We start from the raw sequence: 16,963 nt of genomic DNA, 5'->3' as shown, positions 1-16,963 counted from the left end.
CGGAGCCGGAGGCGACAGCGCGGGGGAACTCCAGCTGGGACGATGGCCAAGTTCCTGTCCAAATACCTGGACAAAATGACCAAAACGTCGCACCTATGCGATGCTGACCAGGACTTTTCGTCTGTTCTCGCTGACTCGGGCGGTCATGGCCGCTAGTCTCCGTCGAGAGCCGACGTGCAGTTCACGTGCAGTGCGTTGCCCGTTGCTCGCCTGGTGTGGGGCGATCAGGTCCCGCACCGGTCCGTATCCGACAGTTCGACATCCGAGGTGACGTAGGCGTGGCTCTTCCGCCCCTTACCCCTGAACAGCGCGCAGCCGCGCTCAAAAAGGCCGCCGCGGCTCGCCAGGAGCGGGCCGAGGTCAAGAATCGACTCAAGCACTCCGGCGCCTCCCTCCATGACGTCATCAGGCAGGGACAGGAGAACGACGTCATCGGCAAGATGAAGGTGTCCGCCCTGCTCGAGTCCCTGCCCGGCGTGGGCAAGGTCCGCGCCAAGCAGATCATGGAGCGGCTCGGCATCTCCGAGAGCCGTCGTGTACGTGGTCTCGGCTCCAACCAGATCGCCTCGCTCGAGCGGGAGTTCGGCGGCGGCGGAGCCTGACGTTCCCGGGCACTGCCGGGAACCTGGATAATCGCCGCATGGCAGCAGAGGTACGACCGCGGCTGACCGTGCTCTCCGGCCCCTCCGGGGTCGGCAAGAGCACGGTCGTCGCGCATATGCGCAAGGTCCACCCCGAGGTCTGGCTCTCGGTGTCGGCCACCACCAGGAAGCCGCGCCCCGGCGAGCGCGACGGTGTCCAGTACTTCTTCGTCTCCGACGACGAATTCGACAAGCTGGTCGCCAACGGCGAGCTGCTGGAATGGGCGGAGTTCGCGGGCAACCGCTACGGCACCCCCCGCCAGGCGGTCCTCGACCGGCTGCGGGCGGGGGAGCCCGTCCTGCTGGAGATCGACCTCCAGGGCGCGCGACAGGTCAAGGAGTCCCTGCCCGACTCCCGGCTGGTCTTCCTGGCGCCGCCGAGCTGGGAGGAGCTGGTGCGCCGGCTCACCGGCCGGGGGACGGAGTCGGCCGAGGTGATCGAGCGCCGGCTCGAGGCCGCCAAGGTCGAGCTGGCCGCGGAGTCGGAGTTCGATACGACGCTGGTCAACACCTCCGTCGAGGACGTGGCGCGCGAACTGCTAGCCTTGGTGGCAGTCGCATGATCTGTCGTGGTCCCTTCGATCACGATCTCCTTGAATTTTCTTCGGAAGGCTAGAGAGTGTCCTCTTCCATCACCACGCCCGAGGGCATCATCAACCCGCCGATCGATGAGCTGCTCGAGGCCACGGACTCGAAGTACAGCCTCGTGATCTACGCCGCCAAGCGCGCGCGTCAGATCAACGCTTACTACTCGCAGCTCGGCGAGGGCCTGCTCGAGTACGTCGGTCCGCTGGTGGACACGCACGTCCACGAGAAGCCGCTCTCGATCGCCCTGCGCGAGATCAACGCGGGTCTGCTGACGTCCGAGGCCATCGAGGGCCCGGCCCAGTAAGGCGCACGGCCCGGACGGGCGTACGGTCCCGACGGGCGCACGGTCTTCGCGGCGCACTTCCACCACAGGCCCGGCAGCACGACTGCCGGGCCTGTGGTGTGTCATGTCGGAGGATGAGACGTGGGGCCGGAGGGTCCCGGACGAGGGGAGAGGCACGGTGGCCGAGCCGAAGGTCGTGCTGGGAGTCGCGGGCGGCATCGCGGCGTACAAGGCGTGCGAACTGCTGCGCCGGCTCACGGAGAGCGGGCACGACGTACACGTCGTACCGACCGCCTCCGCGCTCCACTTCGTGGGGGAGGCGACCTGGTCCGCGCTCTCCGGCCACCCGGTCGCGACCGAGGTCTGGACCGATGTCCACGAGGTCCCGCACGTCCGGATCGGGCAGTCCGCCGACCTGGTCGTCGTCGCCCCCGCCACCGCCGACCTGCTCGCCAGGGCGGCCCACGGGCTCGCCGACGACCTGCTCACGAACACGCTCCTCACCGCGCGCTGTCCGGTCGTCCTCGCCCCGGCCATGCACACCGAGATGTGGGAGCACCCGGCCACCCGGGAGAACGTGGCGACACTGCGCCGCCGCGGCACCGTTGTCATCGAGCCCGCCGTCGGCCGGCTCACCGGCGTGGACACCGGCAAGGGACGGCTGCCCGACCCCGGGGAGATCTTCGAGGTCTGCCGCCGGGTGCTGGCCCGGGGCGTCACCGGGCCCGACCTGGCCGGGCGCCATGTGGTGGTCAGCGCCGGGGGTACGCGCGAGCCGCTCGACCCGGTGCGCTACCTGGGGAACCGTTCCTCGGGCAAGCAGGGCTACGCACTGGCCGGAACGGCCGCCGCCCGTGGCGCGCGCGTCACGCTCATCGAGGCGAACACGGGGCTGGCGGACCCGGCGGGCGTGGACGTGGTCCACGTGGGCACGGCCGTGCAGCTGCGGGAGGCCGTGCTCAAGGCCGCCGCGGAGGCCGACGCGGTGGTGATGGCGGCGGCGGTCGCGGACTTCCGGCCCGCCGACTACGCCCAGGGCAAGATCAAGAAGAAGGACGGCGAGGAGCCCGCGCCGCTCGTCCTGGTCCGCAACCCGGACATCCTCGCCGAGATCTCGGCCGAGCGGGCCCACCCGGGGCAGGTGGTCGTGGGCTTCGCGGCGGAGACGGACGACGTCCTGGCCAACGGGCGCTCCAAGCTCCGGCGCAAGGGGTGCGACCTGCTCGTCGTGAACGAGGTGGGGGAACGGAAGACGTTCGGCTCGGAGGAGAACGAAGCGGTGGTCCTGGCGGCGGACGGCAGTGAGACACCGGTGCCGCACGGGCCGAAGGAGGCGCTGGCGGACGTGGTCTGGGACCAGGTGGCGGCGCGGCTCGCGGGCTGAGCGCGCACCGGGCCATGGCGCCCGGTCCGTCCGGCGTTGCGTGAATACCCCGTTGCGGGCGGGGCGCGGGCGCGGGCGGCGGATCACGGGCGCACGGGGGAGCGGGGACGGCTCGAGAACCGGTCGAGCCCCGGTCCGGCGGCCCTGGCCACGCCGAACCGGTGTGTCGCATAATGCAGTGCCGCGGGCGACGGGGACTCCCACAGATCGAGACACTTCGCCCTGTAGCCTCGTACGACCGATAAAGTGGTCGTGGAATGTCGGCGGGCCCGGCCCCTCCGCCGTTCCACCCATGATCAGCCAGCAGCCGCTGCAACCCCAGGGAGCGATGTGTCCCGCCGTCTGTTCACCTCGGAGTCCGTGACCGAAGGTCACCCCGACAAGATCGCTGACCAGATCAGCGACACCATTCTTGACGCGCTGCTCCGGGAGGACCCGACTTCCCGGGTCGCCGTGGAGACCTTGATCACGACCGGTCTGGTGCACGTGGCCGGCGAGGTGACGACCAAGGCCTACGCGCCCATCCCCCAGCTGGTGCGCAACAAGATCCTGGAGATCGGCTACGACTCCTCGAAGAAGGGCTTCGACGGCGCTTCCTGCGGCGTTTCGGTGTCCATCGGCGCGCAGTCCCCCGACATCGCCCAGGGCGTGGACGCGGCGTACGAGAAGCGGGTGGAGGGCGATGAGGACGAGCTCGACAAGCAGGGCGCCGGCGACCAGGGCCTGATGTTCGGCTACGCCAGCGACGAGACGCCCGAGCTGATGCCGCTGCCGATCTACCTGGCCCACCGGCTCTCGCGCCGTCTGTCCGAGGTCCGCAAGAACGGGACCATCCCGTACCTGCGCCCCGACGGCAAGACCCAGGTCACCATCGAGTACGACGGTGACAAGGCCGTCCGCCTCGACACGGTCGTCGTCTCCTCGCAGCACGCCTCCGACATCGACCTGGACTCGCTGCTCGCCCCCGACGTGCGCGAATTCGTCGTCGAGCACGTCCTCAAGCAGCTCGTGGACGACGGCATCAAGCTGGAGACCGAGGGCTACCGCCTGCTGGTGAACCCGACCGGCCGCTTCGAGATCGGCGGCCCGATGGGCGACGCCGGCCTGACCGGCCGCAAGATCATCATCGACACCTACGGCGGCATGGCCCGCCACGGCGGCGGCGCCTTCTCCGGCAAGGACCCGTCCAAGGTCGACCGCTCCGCCGCCTACGCGATGCGCTGGGTCGCCAAGAACGTCGTCGCCGCGGGCCTGGCGTCGCGCTGCGAGGTCCAGGTCGCGTACGCGATCGGCAAGGCCGAGCCCGTCGGCCTCTTCGTGGAGACCTTCGGCACCGCCAAGGTCGACACGGACAAGATCGAGCAGGCCATCGGCCAGGTCTTCGACCTCCGCCCCGCCGCGATCATCCGCGACCTCGACCTGCTCCGCCCGATCTACGCCCAGACCGCGGCGTACGGCCACTTCGGCCGCGAGCTTCCCGACTTCACCTGGGAGCGCACGGACCGCGTGGAGGAGCTGCGCAAGGCCGCGGGCGTCTGACCCGCCCCACCGCCCCACAGCCGTACGGAAACGGCCCCGGACCGCCCCTCGAGGACGGTCGGGGCCGTTCCGCGTGTGCCGGGGGCGCCGCTCGCGGACGCCGGACGCGACGGAGAAGGGTGTGTCGGTGCGGTCTGGTAGGTATGGAACTGTGCGCAGCGACGACAGGCAGTCCGGGGAATCCGCCGGTGGCGGGCCGGAGCAGCTTGCGCTGATCCGGGAGACGGTGCGCACGGCGCGAGTGCCGCGGGCGAAGCCGCGGACATGGCGGGGGGCCGCGCTGGCGGGGGAGATGCCGGTCGCGCGGGTGGTGGTCAACAAGGGGGTGCTGCATCTCGACCAGTTCTTCGACTACGCCGTGCCGGAGGAGCTCGACGAGGTGGCCCGGCCCGGGGTGCGGGTGCGGGTGCGCTTCGGGGCCGGGGCACATCAGGTGCGGGGCGGGCGGCGCGAGGGCGGGCGGCTGATCGACGGGTTCATCGTCGAGCGGCGGGCCGCCTCGGACTACTCGGGGCCGCTCGCCGCGCTGGCGGACGTGGTGTCGCCGGAGCCGGTGCTCAGCGCGGAGCTGCTCGGCCTCGCCCGGGCGGTCGCGGACCGCTACGCGGGCACCCTGGCCGATGTCCTCCAGCTCGCCGTCCCGCCGCGGAACGCGCGCGCCGAGGCCAAGCCCTCGCCGGAGCCGCTGCCGCCGCCCGCCGCACCCGGGCCGGGCACCTGGGAGCGGTATGCCGACGGGCCGGCGTTCCTCGACGCGCTCGCGGGCGGCGGGTCCCCGCGGGCGGTGTGGACGGCGCTGCCCGGGCCGCACTGGGCGGGCGAGCTGGCCGCCGCCGTCGCGGCGACGCTGGCCTCCGGGCGGGGCGCGCTGGTCGTCGTGCCGGACGGGCGGGCCGCCGCGCGGGTCGACACCGCGCTCACCGCGCTCCTCGGCGAGGGGCGGCACGCGCTGCTGACGGCGGAGGCGGGCCCCGAGCGGCGGTACCGGCAGTGGCTCGCCGTCCGGCGCGGCTCCGTACGGGCGGTCGTCGGGACCCGGGCGGCCATGTTCGCGCCCGTCCAGGACCTGGGGCTGGTCGCCGTCTGGGACGACGGCGACAGCAGCCACAGCGAGCAGCACGCCCCCCAGCCGCACGCCCGTGAGGTGCTGCTGCTGCGCGCCGCGCACGACCAGTGCGGTTTCCTGCTGGGCGGCACGTCCTGCACGGTCGAGGCGGCCCAGCTCGTCGCGACCGGCTGGGCGCTGCCCCTCGCGGCGCCCCGAGAGCGGGTGCGGGCGGCCGCCCCGCTGGTCCGTACGGTCGGCGACGGCGAGCTGGCCCGTGACGAGGCGGCCCGGGTGGCCCGGTTGCCCAGTCTCGCCTGGCAGGCCGTCAGGGACGGGCTCAGGACCGGGCCGGTGCTCGTACAGGTGCCCCGGCGCGGCTATGTGCCGCGGCTGGCCTGCGAGCGCTGCCGGGCGCCCGCCAGGTGCCGGCACTGCGCGGGCCCGCTCCAGGCGCCCGCCGAACGGGACCTGCGCTGCGGCTGGTGCGGCCGGGACGAGCCGGGCTGGCACTGCGCGGAGTGCGGCTCCACCCGGCTGCGCGCGCGGGTCGTGGGGGCACGGCGTACGGCGGAGGAACTGGGCCGGGCGTTCCCCGCCGTCCCGGTCCGTACGTCGGGGCGGGACCATGTGCTGGAATCCGTTCCCGACCGCCCCGCGCTCGTGGTGTCCACCCCCGGCGCCGAGCCGGTGGCCGACGGCGGCTACGCGGCCGCGCTGCTGCTCGACGGCTGGGCGATGCTCGGCCGCCCCGATCTGCGGGCGGGGGAGGAAGCGCTGCGCCGCTGGATACACGCGGGCTCGCTGGTACGCGGGCAGGCCGAGGGCGGCACGGTGGTGGTGGTCGCGGAACCGACGCTGCGTCCGGTGCAGGCGCTGGTCCGCTGGGACCCGGTGGGCCACGCCCGGCGTGAACTGGCCGAGCGCGCGGAGCTGGGATTCCCGCCCGTCTCCCGGATGGCCGCCGTGACCGGCCCGCCGGACGCGCTGACCGCGTTCCTCGCCTCGGTCGCACTGCCGGGCGACGCCGAGGTGCTGGGGCCCGTGCCCCTGCCGATGACCGATCCGGGCCGGCCCCGCAGGACCGGCGACCCGCCACCGGGGGAGCGTTGGGAGCGGGCTCTGGTGCGGGTGCCGCCCGGCAGTGGGGCCGCGCTGGCGGCCGCCCTGAAGGCGGCGCGGGCGGGGCGGTCCGCCCGGGGCGGCGATCCCGTGCGGGTCAGGATCGACCCGCCGGACATCGGCTGAGACGTACGCCGTGGGCGGGAGCGGCCGCCGCGTGGGCGGCGTGGGGCCCACGTGAGTGCGGTGCGGTCGGGCGGCTGACGGCCGCACCGCCCCGATCCTGGGGCCAGGGCCTTCGGCGCCGCCCCCGCCCTGGGACGGGCCCGCGCCGCCGACCTGCCTCGTTCCGCGTCGCAGGGCGGCTGATGCTCCCGGTGCGCCCGGCGGCGACGGACGGGTCAGCCGCCGCGCGGGCCCGGGAAGGCGGTCGTGCGGGACTCGCCGCGGAGCGACTGCGCGCCCGCCGTCGGCTGCGGAGGCATCGAACGAGCCGCCGGGACCGCCGGGAGGGGGGTGCCCGGGACGGTCGTCGGGTGCTGACGGGGCGTCGTGGCGTCCTGCGCGCGGTCGGTGTCGGCCGCGCTCGCCTGCTGCGCGGCCCTGCGGGTGCCGTAACGCCGGTGCACCGCCTGCTTGGTGACGCCCAGTGCCGATCCCACGGCGTCCCACGAGAATCCCAGCGAGCGGTCGAAGTCCACCGCCGCCGTCACCAGCGTCTCGACGCTGTCGCGCAGCTCCTGGGCGAGCCGGACGGTGGGGGCGGGGGCCCTGCCGTAGACGACGAAGCCCGTGGCGGGGCCCGAGCGCCGTGGGCGGTAGACATTGCCCAACTGGGCGGTGAGGGTGCGCAGCGCGTCCACCTGCCGTCGTACCCGCTCGATGTCCCGCACCAACAGGTGCAGACTTGCCCGGGCTTGTGCGTCGTGGGTTGCGTGGTCGGCCATGAACAAGCCTCTCGAACCGGCGTTGAAAAGGACCGGGCCGATTGCGAGCGGCCCGTGGGTCAATCTGTCTTGACAACGCGCCGACGGCCGTTGTGGTCACGCTGCGGGGCGTATCCGTCCACGGGCGGGGCGCACGGGCCGCCGTACGCCCCCGGGCCGCCGTACGCCCCCGGGCCGCCGTACGCCCCGGGACGGCGAGCGGCCCCCGGGAGTGCTGACGGCGGGCGGACCCTAGACTGGTGCGCTGCTCGTCGCGCCGGTCCGTCCGGTCGGCCGGTCCGACGGCCGGGTCACCCGGCGACAGCCCGCCCGCCCCGCCCCGTACGCCATCAGCCCGAGAGGCAGTCAGCCACCGATGAAGCTCGTCTTCGCCGGCACCCCCGAGGTCGCCGTACCCGCCCTGGACGCACTCATCGCCTCCGACCGGCACGAGGTCGCCGCCGTCGTGACCCGGCCCGACGCGCCCTCGGGGCGCGGCCGCAGGCTCGTCGCCTGCCCGGTCGCGCAGCGCGCGGAGGAGGCCGGGATCGAGGTGCTCAAGCCGGCCAGGCCGCGCGACGAGGACTTCCTGGCACGGCTGCGCGAGATCGGCCCCGACTGCTGTCCGGTCGTCGCCTACGGCGCGCTGCTGCCGCGGGTCGCCCTCGACGTGCCCACGCACGGCTGGGTGAACCTGCACTTCTCGCTGCTGCCCGCCTGGCGCGGCGCCGCGCCCGTGCAGCACGCCGTGCTGGCGGGGGACGAGGTCACCGGCGCGTCCACCTTCCGGATCGAGGAGGGGCTGGACTCCGGGCCGGTGTACGGCGTGCTCACCGAGCAGGTGCGTGCCGCGGACACCAGCGGGGACCTGCTGACCCGGCTGGCCTTCGCCGGGGCGGGTCTGCTCGTCGCGACCATGGACGGCATCGAGGACGGCACGCTCGAGCCGGAGCCGCAGCCCGCCGAGGGCGTCTCCCTCGCGCCCAAGATCAATGTCGAGGACGCCCGGGTGGACTGGGCCGCGCCGGCGCTGCGCGTGGACCGTCTGGTGCGCGCCTGCACGCCCGCGCCCGGGGCCTGGACCGTGTTCCGCGGCGAGCGGCTCAAGCTGATCCAGGTGACGCCGCTGCCCGACCGCGGGGAATTGGCACCCGGCGAGATCGCCGCCGCCAAGAACAGCGTCCATGTGGGCACCGGCTCGCACGACGTCGAACTCCGCTGGGTCCAGCCGCAGGGCAAGAAGCCGATGCGCGCAGCCGACTGGGCCCGGGGGGTACGGATCGCGCAGGGTGAGCGCCTGGGCGCGCCCGCCTGACCGGACCTGATCTCAGCGGACCGGTTCGGACTGGGCCGGTTCGGAGCGGACCGAGTCTGATCGCGCTGGGCCGAATCGGACGGTGGCCCGTCGGTCCCTGCCCCTGTCCCGGCCCTTTCCCCTGCCCTCGGCGTGCCGGGACCGTCTCCGGACGGGCCCGGCGGCCGGACTCCCCGTCGCCCGGCGGCCTTGGGTTCACCCGCCGCCCGTCTCGCCGTCCGACCCTGCCCGCCCGCGCGCCGGGCCGCCGGACGTACGCTGGCGGGGATCGACCCCTCTCACCGCGGAGCACCTTTGAACGACCAGGCCCGTCGCCGTCCCGCCAAGCCGTACCGCCGCCCCAAGAAGGACCCTGTCCGGGTACTCGCCTTCGACGCGCTGCGGGCCGTCGACGAGCGGGACGCGTACGCGAACCTCGTCCTCCCGCCGCTGCTCAGGAAGGCCCGCGAGAGCGGCGGCTTCGACGCGCGGGACGCGGCGCTCGCCACGGAACTCGTCTACGGCACGCTGCGCCGTCAGGGCACCTACGACGCGATCATCGCCTCGTGCGTCGACCGGCCGCTGCGCGAGGTCGACCCGCCGGTCCTCGACGTGCTCTCCCTGGGCGCGCACCAGCTGCTGGGCACGCGGATCCCGAGTCACGCGGCGGTCTCCGCCAGCGTGGAGCTGGCCCGTGTGGTCCTCGGGGACGGCCGGGCAAAGTTCGTCAACGCCGTCCTTCGCAAGATCGCCCAGGACGACCTGGAGACCTGGGTACGGCGGGTCGCCCCACCGTACGACGAGGACCCCGAGGACCATCTCGCGGTCGTGCACTCCCATCCGCGCTGGATCGTCTCCGCGCTGTGGGACGCCCTGGGCGGCGGCCGGGCCGGTATCGAGGAACTCCTCGAGGCCGACAACGAGCGGCCGGAGGTGACCCTCGTGGCCCGGCCGGGCCGGGCCACCACCGAGGAGCTGCTGGCGTCGCTGGGCGAGGAGGGCGGGCTCCCCGGCCGCTGGTCGCCCCATGCCGTACGGCTCGCCGACGGCGGTGAGCCGGGCGCGGTCGACGCCGTACGGGAAGGGCGCGCCGGCGTCCAGGACGAGGGCAGCCAGCTCGTCGCGCTCGCCCTCGCGGCCGCGCCCCTGGAGGGCCGGGACACGCGCTGGCTGGACGGCTGCGCGGGGCCCGGCGGCAAGGCGGCCCTGCTGGGCGCGCTGGCCGCCGGGCGCGGGGCCGCCCTGCTCGCCGCCGAGAAACAGCCGCACCGGGCCCGGCTGGTCGAGCGGGCACTGGCCGGGAACCCCGGGCCGTACCAGGTCGTCGTCGCGGACGGTACGCGTCCGGCCTGGGCCCCCGGTACCTTCGACCGGGTCCTGGTCGACGTCCCCTGCTCGGGCCTCGGCGCGCTGCGTCGGCGGCCCGAGGCGCGCTGGCGGCGCCGCCCGGAGGACCTGGACGGTTTCGCGCCGCTCCAGCGCGCTCTGCTGCGCGAGGCGCTGGAGGCCGTACGGATCGGCGGTGTCGTGGGCTACGCGACCTGTTCTCCGCACCTCGCCGAGACCAGGGTCGTCGTGGACGACGTCCTGCGCGGGCGCGGCACCGGCCATGGGCGCGGTGGTCCCGCGGTCCGGGCCGAGTGGATCGACGCCCGGCCGCTGATGCCGGGTGTACCGGCGCTGGGGGAGGGGCCCGACGTACAGCTGTGGCCGCACCTGCACGGCACGGACGCGATGTATCTGGCGCTGCTGCGGCGGACCGCGTGAACCGCCGACGACCGTGATCCGTGAGATCTCCGTGAACCCCGCAATCGTAGGGGCTCCGCGCGTCCGTAAATGTCCCTACGATGTTCGGCCGCGTGTCCGTTGTTGTCTGTAGGTGTTCGTAGATGTACGTACGCGGCCCTACGAAGATGACGAGCGGGGCAGCGCGGCGAACGGGGCCGAGTGAATCCGAACCAGGTCGGCCGGTCCGTACGAAAGCCTCCGGTCCGGCCGGACCGGAGGCTTTCGTACCGCTGCCGAAACATGTGAATTGCGTCGACTGCGAGGTTCGGCGGGGGCCGACGGGCCGTCGCCCGGTCCACGGGCACGTTCCGATCTCCGCCTGACGGTCAGGAACGGTCAGGAAGCGGTCCGGAGCATGGCAGGCTTGGCACATGGCGCAGATCAATCCCAGCATCCTGTCCGCCGACTTCTCGCGACTCGCCGAGGAGGCGAAGGCGGTCGAAGGCGCGGACTGGCTCCATGTCGATGTCATGGACAACCACTTCGTACCGAACCTGACCCTCGGGGCGCCGGTGGTCGAGTCGCTCGCGCGGGCGACGGACATCCCGCTGGACTGCCACCTGATGATCGAGGAGCCCGACCGCTGGGCCCCGCAGTACGTCGAGGCGGGCGCAGGTTCGGTGACCTTCCACGTGGAGGCCGCCGCCGCGCCCGTACGGCTCGCGCGGGAGATCCGCGCCAAGGGGGCGCGGGCCTCCATGGCGCTGAAGCCCGCGACGCCCGTGGAGCCGTACGAGGACCTGCTCCCCGAGCTGGACATGCTGCTGATCATGACGGTGGAGCCCGGCTTCGGCGGCCAGGCGTTCCTGGACATCATGCTGCCGAAGATCCGCCGTACCCGGGAGCTGATCGCCAAGCACGGTCTCGAACTGTGGCTCCAGGTGGACGGTGGGGTCTCGGCGACGACGATCGAACGGTGCGCGGAGGCGGGCGCGGACGTGTTCGTCGCCGGCTCCGCGGTGTACGGGACGGACGACCCGGCGGCGGCGGTCCGGATGCTCCGCAACCAGGCGGAGGAGGCAACCGGCTCGGCCGCCTGGGCGTGCGGTCACTGAGCCGCCACGCGTCCCCGGGCGCGGGGACCGAGTGAGCCGGGTGCCGGTGGCCCCGGGGCCAGTGGGCCAGTGGGCCACGGGAACGTGAACGCGGCCCCTCGGGGCCGATCAAGGACCGCCGCATCTGACAGGATGCGATGCGAGTCCACAGTGTGAACAGCAGAGTGTGAACAGCAGTGAGGAGATCGCGGTGTCTGCAATGTCGGCGGGTCGGTCAGCCCTGCGGATGGGACCCGCGGAGCTGGTGCAGGCGGCGGCCATGGCCCGCCGTTTCTACCTGGAGGGCAAGTCCAAGATCCAGATCGCCGAGGAGTTCGGCGTCAGCCGCTTCAAGGTGGCCCGGGTCCTGGAGACGGCCCTGGAACGCGACCTCGTGAGGATCGAGATCAGGGTGCCCGCGGAGCTGGACGCGGAGCGCTCCGACGCGCTGCGCGCCCGCTACGGGCTGCGGCACGCGGTGGTCGTCGAATCGCCCGCCGAGGGCGTGGACGAGTCGCCGGACCCGGAGAACCTCGGCGAGGTCGCCGCCGATCTCCTCGGTGAGCTGGTCACCGAGGGCGATGTGCTGGGACTGGCCTGGGGCCGGTCCACGATTCACATGGCGGCGGCGCTCGACCGGCTGCCGCCGTGCACCGTCGTCCAGCTCACGGGCGTGTACGACGCGGGCACCGCCGAGCGCGGCTCGGTGGAGGCGGTACGGCGTGCCGCACAGGTGTCCGGGGGAGAGGCACACCCCATCTACGCTCCGATGCTGCTGCCCGACCCGGCGACGGCCGCCGCGCTGCGCAACCAGACCGGGATCGCGCGCGCCTTCGACTACTTCGACAAGGTCACGGTGGCCGCCGTGTCGATCGGCTCGTGGGAGGCCGGCATCTCCACGGTGCACGACATGCTCACCGAGGAGGAGCGCGGCCACTACGCCACGCTGGGGGTCGCCGCCGAGATGTCCGCGCACCTCTTCGACGCCGAGGGCCGCCGGGTGGGGCGCGACCTGGGCGAACGGTGCATCACGGTCGAGGCCGAGCGGCTGCGGCGGGTCCCGGAGGTGGTGGCGATCGCGGGCGGGCTGCGCAAGGGCGAGGCGATCGGCGCGGTACTGCGGTCGGGGCTGGTCACGAGCCTCGTCACCGACACGGCGGCGGCGGACTTCCTGCTGACGGAGTTCGCCCCGGGACCCCGCCCGGCCCTGGAGCGCTGCGACCCGGACGCGGACTGACGGCGGTCCGCCACCGCGCGGGTTCGTGGCGCGCGGCGCCCGGCACGTACCGTCGGTCACGGTCACGGTCACGGCCACGGCCACGGCCACGGCGCCGGGGCCCGGTGATCCGGTGGCCGGTCGGCCCCGGAGGGGCGATGCTCGCCAGAGCCGGGGCGACGTGCCGTCCGAGCGGCGCGACACCGGTGGGCGCCCTGCCGGTGGCGGGCCGAGCGGCGCCGATGGACGCCGTCGGCCACTCGTCGGGCGTACGGCCGGCCCGCGCCGCGCGCGAGATCCGCGTCACCGTACGCGTACGGTGCGCGCGCCCGGCGGAGTGACCCGCCCCGAGCCGTCCCCGCCCGGACCAGGAACCGGGGCGCGGACGCGTAAGGCAGTTCTGTTCCCAAGAGCACGGGCGTCCGTGGCGACGTCGCATGCGCTCTCATGGGCTTCCTGCGTGATGTCAGGCCGCAACCTCGTCCATCAGCATTCGCAACGTCAGCGAGTGCTTTTCAGGTGGAAGCGCGTCCATGGCGCCTTGGGCGTACGCCATCCCGCCCGCCTTGTCCCCGGAGCGCGCGAGCATCAGTCCGCGGTGAAGCTCCAGGTGGGTGGCGAACCGCGGAAGTGAAGGGGGGAGTTCGCGGCGTGCGTTCGCCTGTGCTTCGACGGCGAGCCTCTCATCGCCGAGCCTGGCGAACAGCAGGGACAGGAAGACGTTCATCCGCCACCAAGGGACGGCGTAATCGCTTGGCTCGTTGTCCGACCCGGCAGCGTCGAAAATTCTCCGGCCCTGGTCCGCCAGAATGTACGCCGTGTCTCGGTCCCCGCGAATAGCAGCCACATGCGCCTTGCCCATGACGGCGTTGAGGAGTCCGAGGGACGGCCGGTCGGAAATCGCCATTGCCTGATCGGCGAGAAGATCGGCCACGCCAAGGGACGCGCCTTCGTAGCCCAGTGCGATAGCCGCGCGGCCGCGCACCCATACACGAGTGTTCTCGTCGCTACTCTCGTCGGCGGCACGCGCGGCCGTGCGGTACCAGCCGACGGTCTTCGAGCCGTCCGAGCCGGGGAAGGTCTTGGCATAGAGCGTCATCAGGCGGCTCGCGACCGACCATAGATGCGGGGTATCGAGCTGTTGTTGAACGATGACGAGTTCTCCCGACACGCGGCGCTGAATGTCCGACGCGCCAAGGCTCATGTACTCAGTGCCGTACGTGGAAAGCCGGTCTTCCCACGCGTCGAGTGTCGGTCCGCCATCGAGGCGAGCGGCGAAGCCGGCGGACAGGAGATCCGACGCGACCACGGGAGCTATCGCAGTAGCGGCAATGTCACTGATGAATGTGCGTCGTTTCACTTCACCCTCAAGAACAGCCAGCGGAACGTCCAGGACTGCGGACAGACACCGGAGGTAGTAGGGCCCGGGTACCGTCCTGCAACGCTCCCAGCGGCTGATGTACTCCCGCTCAAGGGCCGTGCCGAAAGCGTCGTTGATTTCTGAGGCTAGCCGCCCCTGGCTCCAACCATGAGCCCGCCGAAGGTCCCTGATCAGTGCTCCCATGGACATGCACCCATCTTGCCCCTACAGGCGCCCCTGCGCGGGCGAACACACAGGCGTGCGTGGGAGCTTGCCCCTGCTGATGCCCCTACCTCGTCTCACCCGTCGTGCGAAATCCTTCGTAGGCGTAAGTGTCCCGGCGCCGCGCGAACGGCCCGGGACGTGGTCAGCGCTATGAAGGAGCGCCAACAATGGAACAGATTAGTCATTCCCGCCCGGTGGAAGACACGGGGCTCCGGGATCACGCCGAGAACCGTCGGCCGGCCCTGGAGGGGGCCGTCAAGACCGCGTACCGCGCGCTGCTGAAGCACATGGAGAAGTGCCAGCCGTGCCGTGAGTACGGCGTGGACTGCCCGACGGCGCGGAGTCTGCGCAGCGTGTGGAAGCGGGCGGCCGTCGCTGCGAACGCGAAGACGGGGGAGAGGGCGTGACGACGTCGATCGCGGGACTCCCCGCCGACATGAGCCGTCGACCGGCACGGCCGGCGCGGCGTCCGGGCGTCTGGATCCCGTCGTGCACCTGCCCGGGGCTGCGCGTCCGTGTCTTCCGTCGTCGCGGGAAGGTGGCGGTGCAGTGGACATGACGATTCGCGTCTACCGGGTCGCCTCTGACGGCACCCGGACCGAGACGGTGCCGGAGTACCGGGTCGACGGGACAGCGGAGCCGAACCGGAAGCTGGGCTATCTGCGCACCTGCGCATGTCCGATGCACAAGGGCGGGTACATCAATCCGCCGGTCACCCACTACGCCTTCGTTCCACGATCAAGCGCGATCCACGTGTGGGACGACTGACCCTCTGGACCCCCGTGCGACGGGGTGCCCTCCTGTCGCACGGGATGAGGGCGGAGGCCCTCCGGTCGGCTCTCTGCCGCCCGCCGGCCCCCGGACGCCGCCCCCCGTCGGAGGCGTCTGGGGTCCATTTTGCGTGCCGATCCAAGTAAAGCCACTTGCGAGCGATAGCCCGTACCCTGGCCTTATGCGCTTTTTGAACCCCCAGTCCGGGGATACGAGCCTACGTCCTTCGGTGCCGTACGACTTGACGTACGACGACGTCTTCATGGTGCCGAGGCGGTCCGCCGTCGGCTCCCGGCAAGACGTGGACCTGTCCACCACCGACGGCACGGGCACCACGATCCCCCTCGTGGTCGCGAACATGACCGCCATCGCGGGGCGCCGCATGGCCGAGACCGTTGCCCGGCGCGGCGGCCTCGTGGTCATACCCCAGGACATTCCGATAGACGTCGTCGCGGAGGTCGTCTCCTGGGTCAAGGCGCGCCATCTCGTCCTCGACACCCCCATCGTCCTGGCCCCGGCCCAGACCGTCGGCGACGCGCTGTCCCTGCTGCCCAAGCGCGCCCACGGCGCGGGAGTCGTGGTCGACGGCGGGAACCGGCCCGTCGGTGTCGTCACCGAGCACGACCTGGCCGGGGTGGACCGCTTCACGCAGCTGTCCGAGGTCATGTCGAAGGACCTGCTGGTGATTCCCGCCGACACGGACCCGCGCGACGCGTTCCTCACCCTGGACAACGCCCATCGCAAGCTCGCCCCGGCCGTCGACGCCGACGGCGCACTGGTCGGGGTGCTGACCCGCACGGGCGCGCTGCGCGCCACCCTCTACACGCCCGCGACCGACGCCGACGGCCGGCTGCGGATCGCCGCCGCCGTCGGGATCAACGGGGACGTCGCGGGCAAGGCCGCGCAGCTCCTCGAGGCGGGCGTGGACACGCTCGTCGTCGACACCGCGCACGGCCACCAGGAGTCGATGCTCGCCGCGGTCAAGTCCGTCCGCGCGCTCGGCCCCACGGTGCCGGTCGTCGCGGGCAACGTGGTCGCCGCCGACGGCGTACGCGACCTCGTCGACGCCGGCGCGGACATCATCAAGGTCGGCGTCGGCCCCGGCGCCATGTGCACCACCCGCATGATGACGGGGGTGGGCCGGCCGCAGTTCTCCGCGGTCCTGGAGTGCGCTGCCGAGGCGCGCAAGTACGGCAAGCACGTCTGGGCCGACGGTGGCGTCCGGCACCCCCGCGACGTGGCCATGGCCCTGGCGGCGGGCGCCTCCAATGTGATGATCGGCTCCTGGTTCGCCGGCACCTACGAGTCTCCCGGCGACCTCCAGCAGTCCGCCGACGGACGGCTGTTCAAGGAGTCCTTCGGCATGGCGTCGGCCCGCGCCGTCCGCAACCGCACGAGCGAGGAGTCGGCCTACGACAGGGCGCGCAAGGCGCTGTTCGAGGAGGGCATATCCACGTCCCGGATGTTCCTGGACCCGGAGCGCCCCGGCGTCGAGGACCTGATCGACTCGATCATCGCGGGACTGCGCTCGGCGTGCACGTACGCCGGCGCCAACACCCTTGAGGAGTTCGCGGAGAACGCGGTCGTCGGCGTACAGAGCGCCGCCGGTTACGCCGAGGGCCAGCCGCTGCACGCCAGTTGGAGCTGAGCCGCGTCAACGCTGAGCCGCGGCAACGCCGCTGGGCCGCGGCAACGCTGAGCGGGGGGTGCCCCTATCTGTTTCGTCAACCCCGGCGGCGTCGGCTTGTAGGGATTGATCCTGGTTTTCGGGAACGTCCCGCGAAGCGGGACGTTCCTGGCGGATCGG

At 72.7% G+C, this 16,963-nt stretch carries 16 protein-coding genes; 14 read left to right on the top strand and 2 right to left on the bottom strand.

The features are described from left to right. Positions 1–278 precede the first annotated feature (278 nt). From mihF to ACU6P3_RS04795, 6 genes are all read left to right on the top strand, one after another. Entirely contained in the window at positions 279–602 is a 324-nt protein-coding gene (gene mihF, locus ACU6P3_RS04820; protein ID WP_030756919.1) for an integration host factor, actinobacterial type, read from the top strand. 38 nt (positions 603–640) lie between these two features. Beyond that, positions 641–1,204: a guanylate kinase gene (gene gmk, locus ACU6P3_RS04815; protein WP_030756922.1), complete on the top strand. Its 564-nt coding sequence runs from the start codon at positions 641–643 to the stop codon at positions 1,202–1,204. Positions 1,205–1,260: 56 nt separating this feature from the next. Next, the gene (gene rpoZ, locus ACU6P3_RS04810) at positions 1,261–1,533 is read left to right on the top strand and encodes a DNA-directed RNA polymerase subunit omega (RefSeq protein WP_003970369.1); all 273 of its coding nucleotides are present in this window, start codon (positions 1,261–1,263) and stop codon (positions 1,531–1,533) included. A 157-nt stretch (positions 1,534–1,690) separates the two neighbouring features. Next, on the top strand, positions 1,691–2,896 hold the full coding sequence (gene coaBC / locus ACU6P3_RS04805) for a bifunctional phosphopantothenoylcysteine decarboxylase/phosphopantothenate--cysteine ligase CoaBC (RefSeq protein ID WP_447196065.1): 1,206 nt from the start codon (positions 1,691–1,693) through the stop codon (positions 2,894–2,896). Positions 2,897–3,226: 330 nt separating this feature from the next. Next, the gene (gene metK, locus ACU6P3_RS04800) at positions 3,227–4,435 is read left to right on the top strand and encodes a methionine adenosyltransferase (RefSeq protein ID WP_344277405.1); all 1,209 of its coding nucleotides are present in this window, start codon (positions 3,227–3,229) and stop codon (positions 4,433–4,435) included. A gap of 151 nt (positions 4,436–4,586) precedes the next feature. Then, positions 4,587–6,728, top strand: a complete 2,142-nt coding sequence (locus tag ACU6P3_RS04795) for a primosomal protein N' (RefSeq protein ID WP_447196064.1) — start codon at positions 4,587–4,589, stop codon at positions 6,726–6,728. A 215-nt stretch (positions 6,729–6,943) separates the two neighbouring features. Here ACU6P3_RS04795 and ACU6P3_RS04790 read toward each other — a convergent pair whose 3' ends face one another. After that, on the bottom strand, positions 6,944–7,489 hold the full coding sequence (locus tag ACU6P3_RS04790; RefSeq protein WP_030756930.1) for a hypothetical protein: 546 nt from the start codon (positions 7,487–7,489) through the stop codon (positions 6,944–6,946). 355 nt (positions 7,490–7,844) lie between these two features. Between ACU6P3_RS04790 and fmt the strand changes: the two genes are divergently transcribed. The 5 genes from fmt to ACU6P3_RS04765 all read left to right on the top strand — a co-directional run bounded on the left by fmt (position 7,845) and on the right by ACU6P3_RS04765 (position 13,141). After that, positions 7,845–8,783, top strand: coding sequence for a methionyl-tRNA formyltransferase (fmt, locus tag ACU6P3_RS04785; RefSeq protein WP_447196063.1), 939 nt, complete (start codon positions 7,845–7,847; stop codon positions 8,781–8,783). Positions 8,784–9,077: 294 nt separating this feature from the next. Beyond that, on the top strand, positions 9,078–10,529 hold the full coding sequence (locus tag ACU6P3_RS04780; RefSeq protein ID WP_447196062.1) for an RsmB/NOP family class I SAM-dependent RNA methyltransferase: 1,452 nt from the start codon (positions 9,078–9,080) through the stop codon (positions 10,527–10,529). Between the two features lie 392 nt (positions 10,530–10,921). After that, complete coding sequence (gene rpe / locus ACU6P3_RS04775; RefSeq protein ID WP_447196061.1) at positions 10,922–11,605, top strand: ribulose-phosphate 3-epimerase; 684 nt, start codon at positions 10,922–10,924, stop codon at positions 11,603–11,605. A 166-nt stretch (positions 11,606–11,771) separates the two neighbouring features. Continuing rightward, positions 11,772–12,821, top strand: coding sequence for a sugar-binding transcriptional regulator (locus ACU6P3_RS04770; RefSeq protein WP_344277451.1), 1,050 nt, complete (start codon positions 11,772–11,774; stop codon positions 12,819–12,821). A gap of 137 nt (positions 12,822–12,958) precedes the next feature. Next, the gene (locus tag ACU6P3_RS04765; RefSeq protein ID WP_447196060.1) at positions 12,959–13,141 is read left to right on the top strand and encodes a hypothetical protein; all 183 of its coding nucleotides are present in this window, start codon (positions 12,959–12,961) and stop codon (positions 13,139–13,141) included. Positions 13,142–13,266: 125 nt separating this feature from the next. On the opposite strand, the gene ACU6P3_RS04760 is transcribed toward ACU6P3_RS04765, so the two are convergent. Further along, positions 13,267–14,370, bottom strand: a complete 1,104-nt coding sequence (locus ACU6P3_RS04760; RefSeq protein ID WP_447196059.1) for a helix-turn-helix domain-containing protein — start codon at positions 14,368–14,370, stop codon at positions 13,267–13,269. A 182-nt stretch (positions 14,371–14,552) separates the two neighbouring features. On the opposite strand from ACU6P3_RS04760, the gene ACU6P3_RS04755 reads away from it, so the two are divergent. From ACU6P3_RS04755 to ACU6P3_RS04745, 3 genes are all read left to right on the top strand, one after another. Next, positions 14,553–14,792, top strand: coding sequence for a hypothetical protein (locus tag ACU6P3_RS04755; RefSeq protein ID WP_447196058.1), 240 nt, complete (start codon positions 14,553–14,555; stop codon positions 14,790–14,792). A gap of 142 nt (positions 14,793–14,934) precedes the next feature. Next, on the top strand, positions 14,935–15,153 hold the full coding sequence (locus tag ACU6P3_RS04750) for a hypothetical protein (protein WP_447196057.1): 219 nt from the start codon (positions 14,935–14,937) through the stop codon (positions 15,151–15,153). A 184-nt stretch (positions 15,154–15,337) separates the two neighbouring features. Further along, positions 15,338–16,804 (top strand): GuaB1 family IMP dehydrogenase-related protein, encoded by a 1,467-nt coding sequence (locus ACU6P3_RS04745; RefSeq protein ID WP_447196056.1) that lies wholly within the window; start codon positions 15,338–15,340, stop codon positions 16,802–16,804. The last annotated feature ends 159 nt before the right edge of the window (positions 16,805–16,963 follow it).

Source organism: Streptomyces hebeiensis (assembly GCF_052983195.1).
This window is presented reverse-complemented; position numbering and strand designations above follow the sequence as displayed.

What these genes read in the sequence shown, in the direction of transcription:
- gmk (WP_030756922.1), top strand. Translation starts at nt 641, where the DNA reads ATGGCAGCAGAGGTACGACCGCGGCTGACCGTGCTCTCCGGCCCCTCC.
- fmt (WP_447196063.1), top strand. Translation starts at nt 7,845, where the DNA reads ATGAAGCTCGTCTTCGCCGGCACCCCCGAGGTCGCCGTACCCGCCCTG.
- ACU6P3_RS04760 (WP_447196059.1), bottom strand. Translation starts at nt 14,370, where the DNA reads ATGTCCATGGGAGCACTGATCAGGGACCTTCGGCGGGCTCATGGTTGG.
- ACU6P3_RS04765 (WP_447196060.1), top strand. Translation starts at nt 12,959, where the DNA reads ATGCTCGCCAGAGCCGGGGCGACGTGCCGTCCGAGCGGCGCGACACCG.
- ACU6P3_RS04755 (WP_447196058.1), top strand. Translation starts at nt 14,553, where the DNA reads ATGGAACAGATTAGTCATTCCCGCCCGGTGGAAGACACGGGGCTCCGG.
- ACU6P3_RS04745 (WP_447196056.1), top strand. Translation starts at nt 15,338, where the DNA reads ATGCGCTTTTTGAACCCCCAGTCCGGGGATACGAGCCTACGTCCTTCG.
- rpe (WP_447196061.1), top strand. Translation starts at nt 10,922, where the DNA reads ATGGCGCAGATCAATCCCAGCATCCTGTCCGCCGACTTCTCGCGACTC.
- ACU6P3_RS04790 (WP_030756930.1), bottom strand. Translation starts at nt 7,489, where the DNA reads ATGGCCGACCACGCAACCCACGACGCACAAGCCCGGGCAAGTCTGCAC.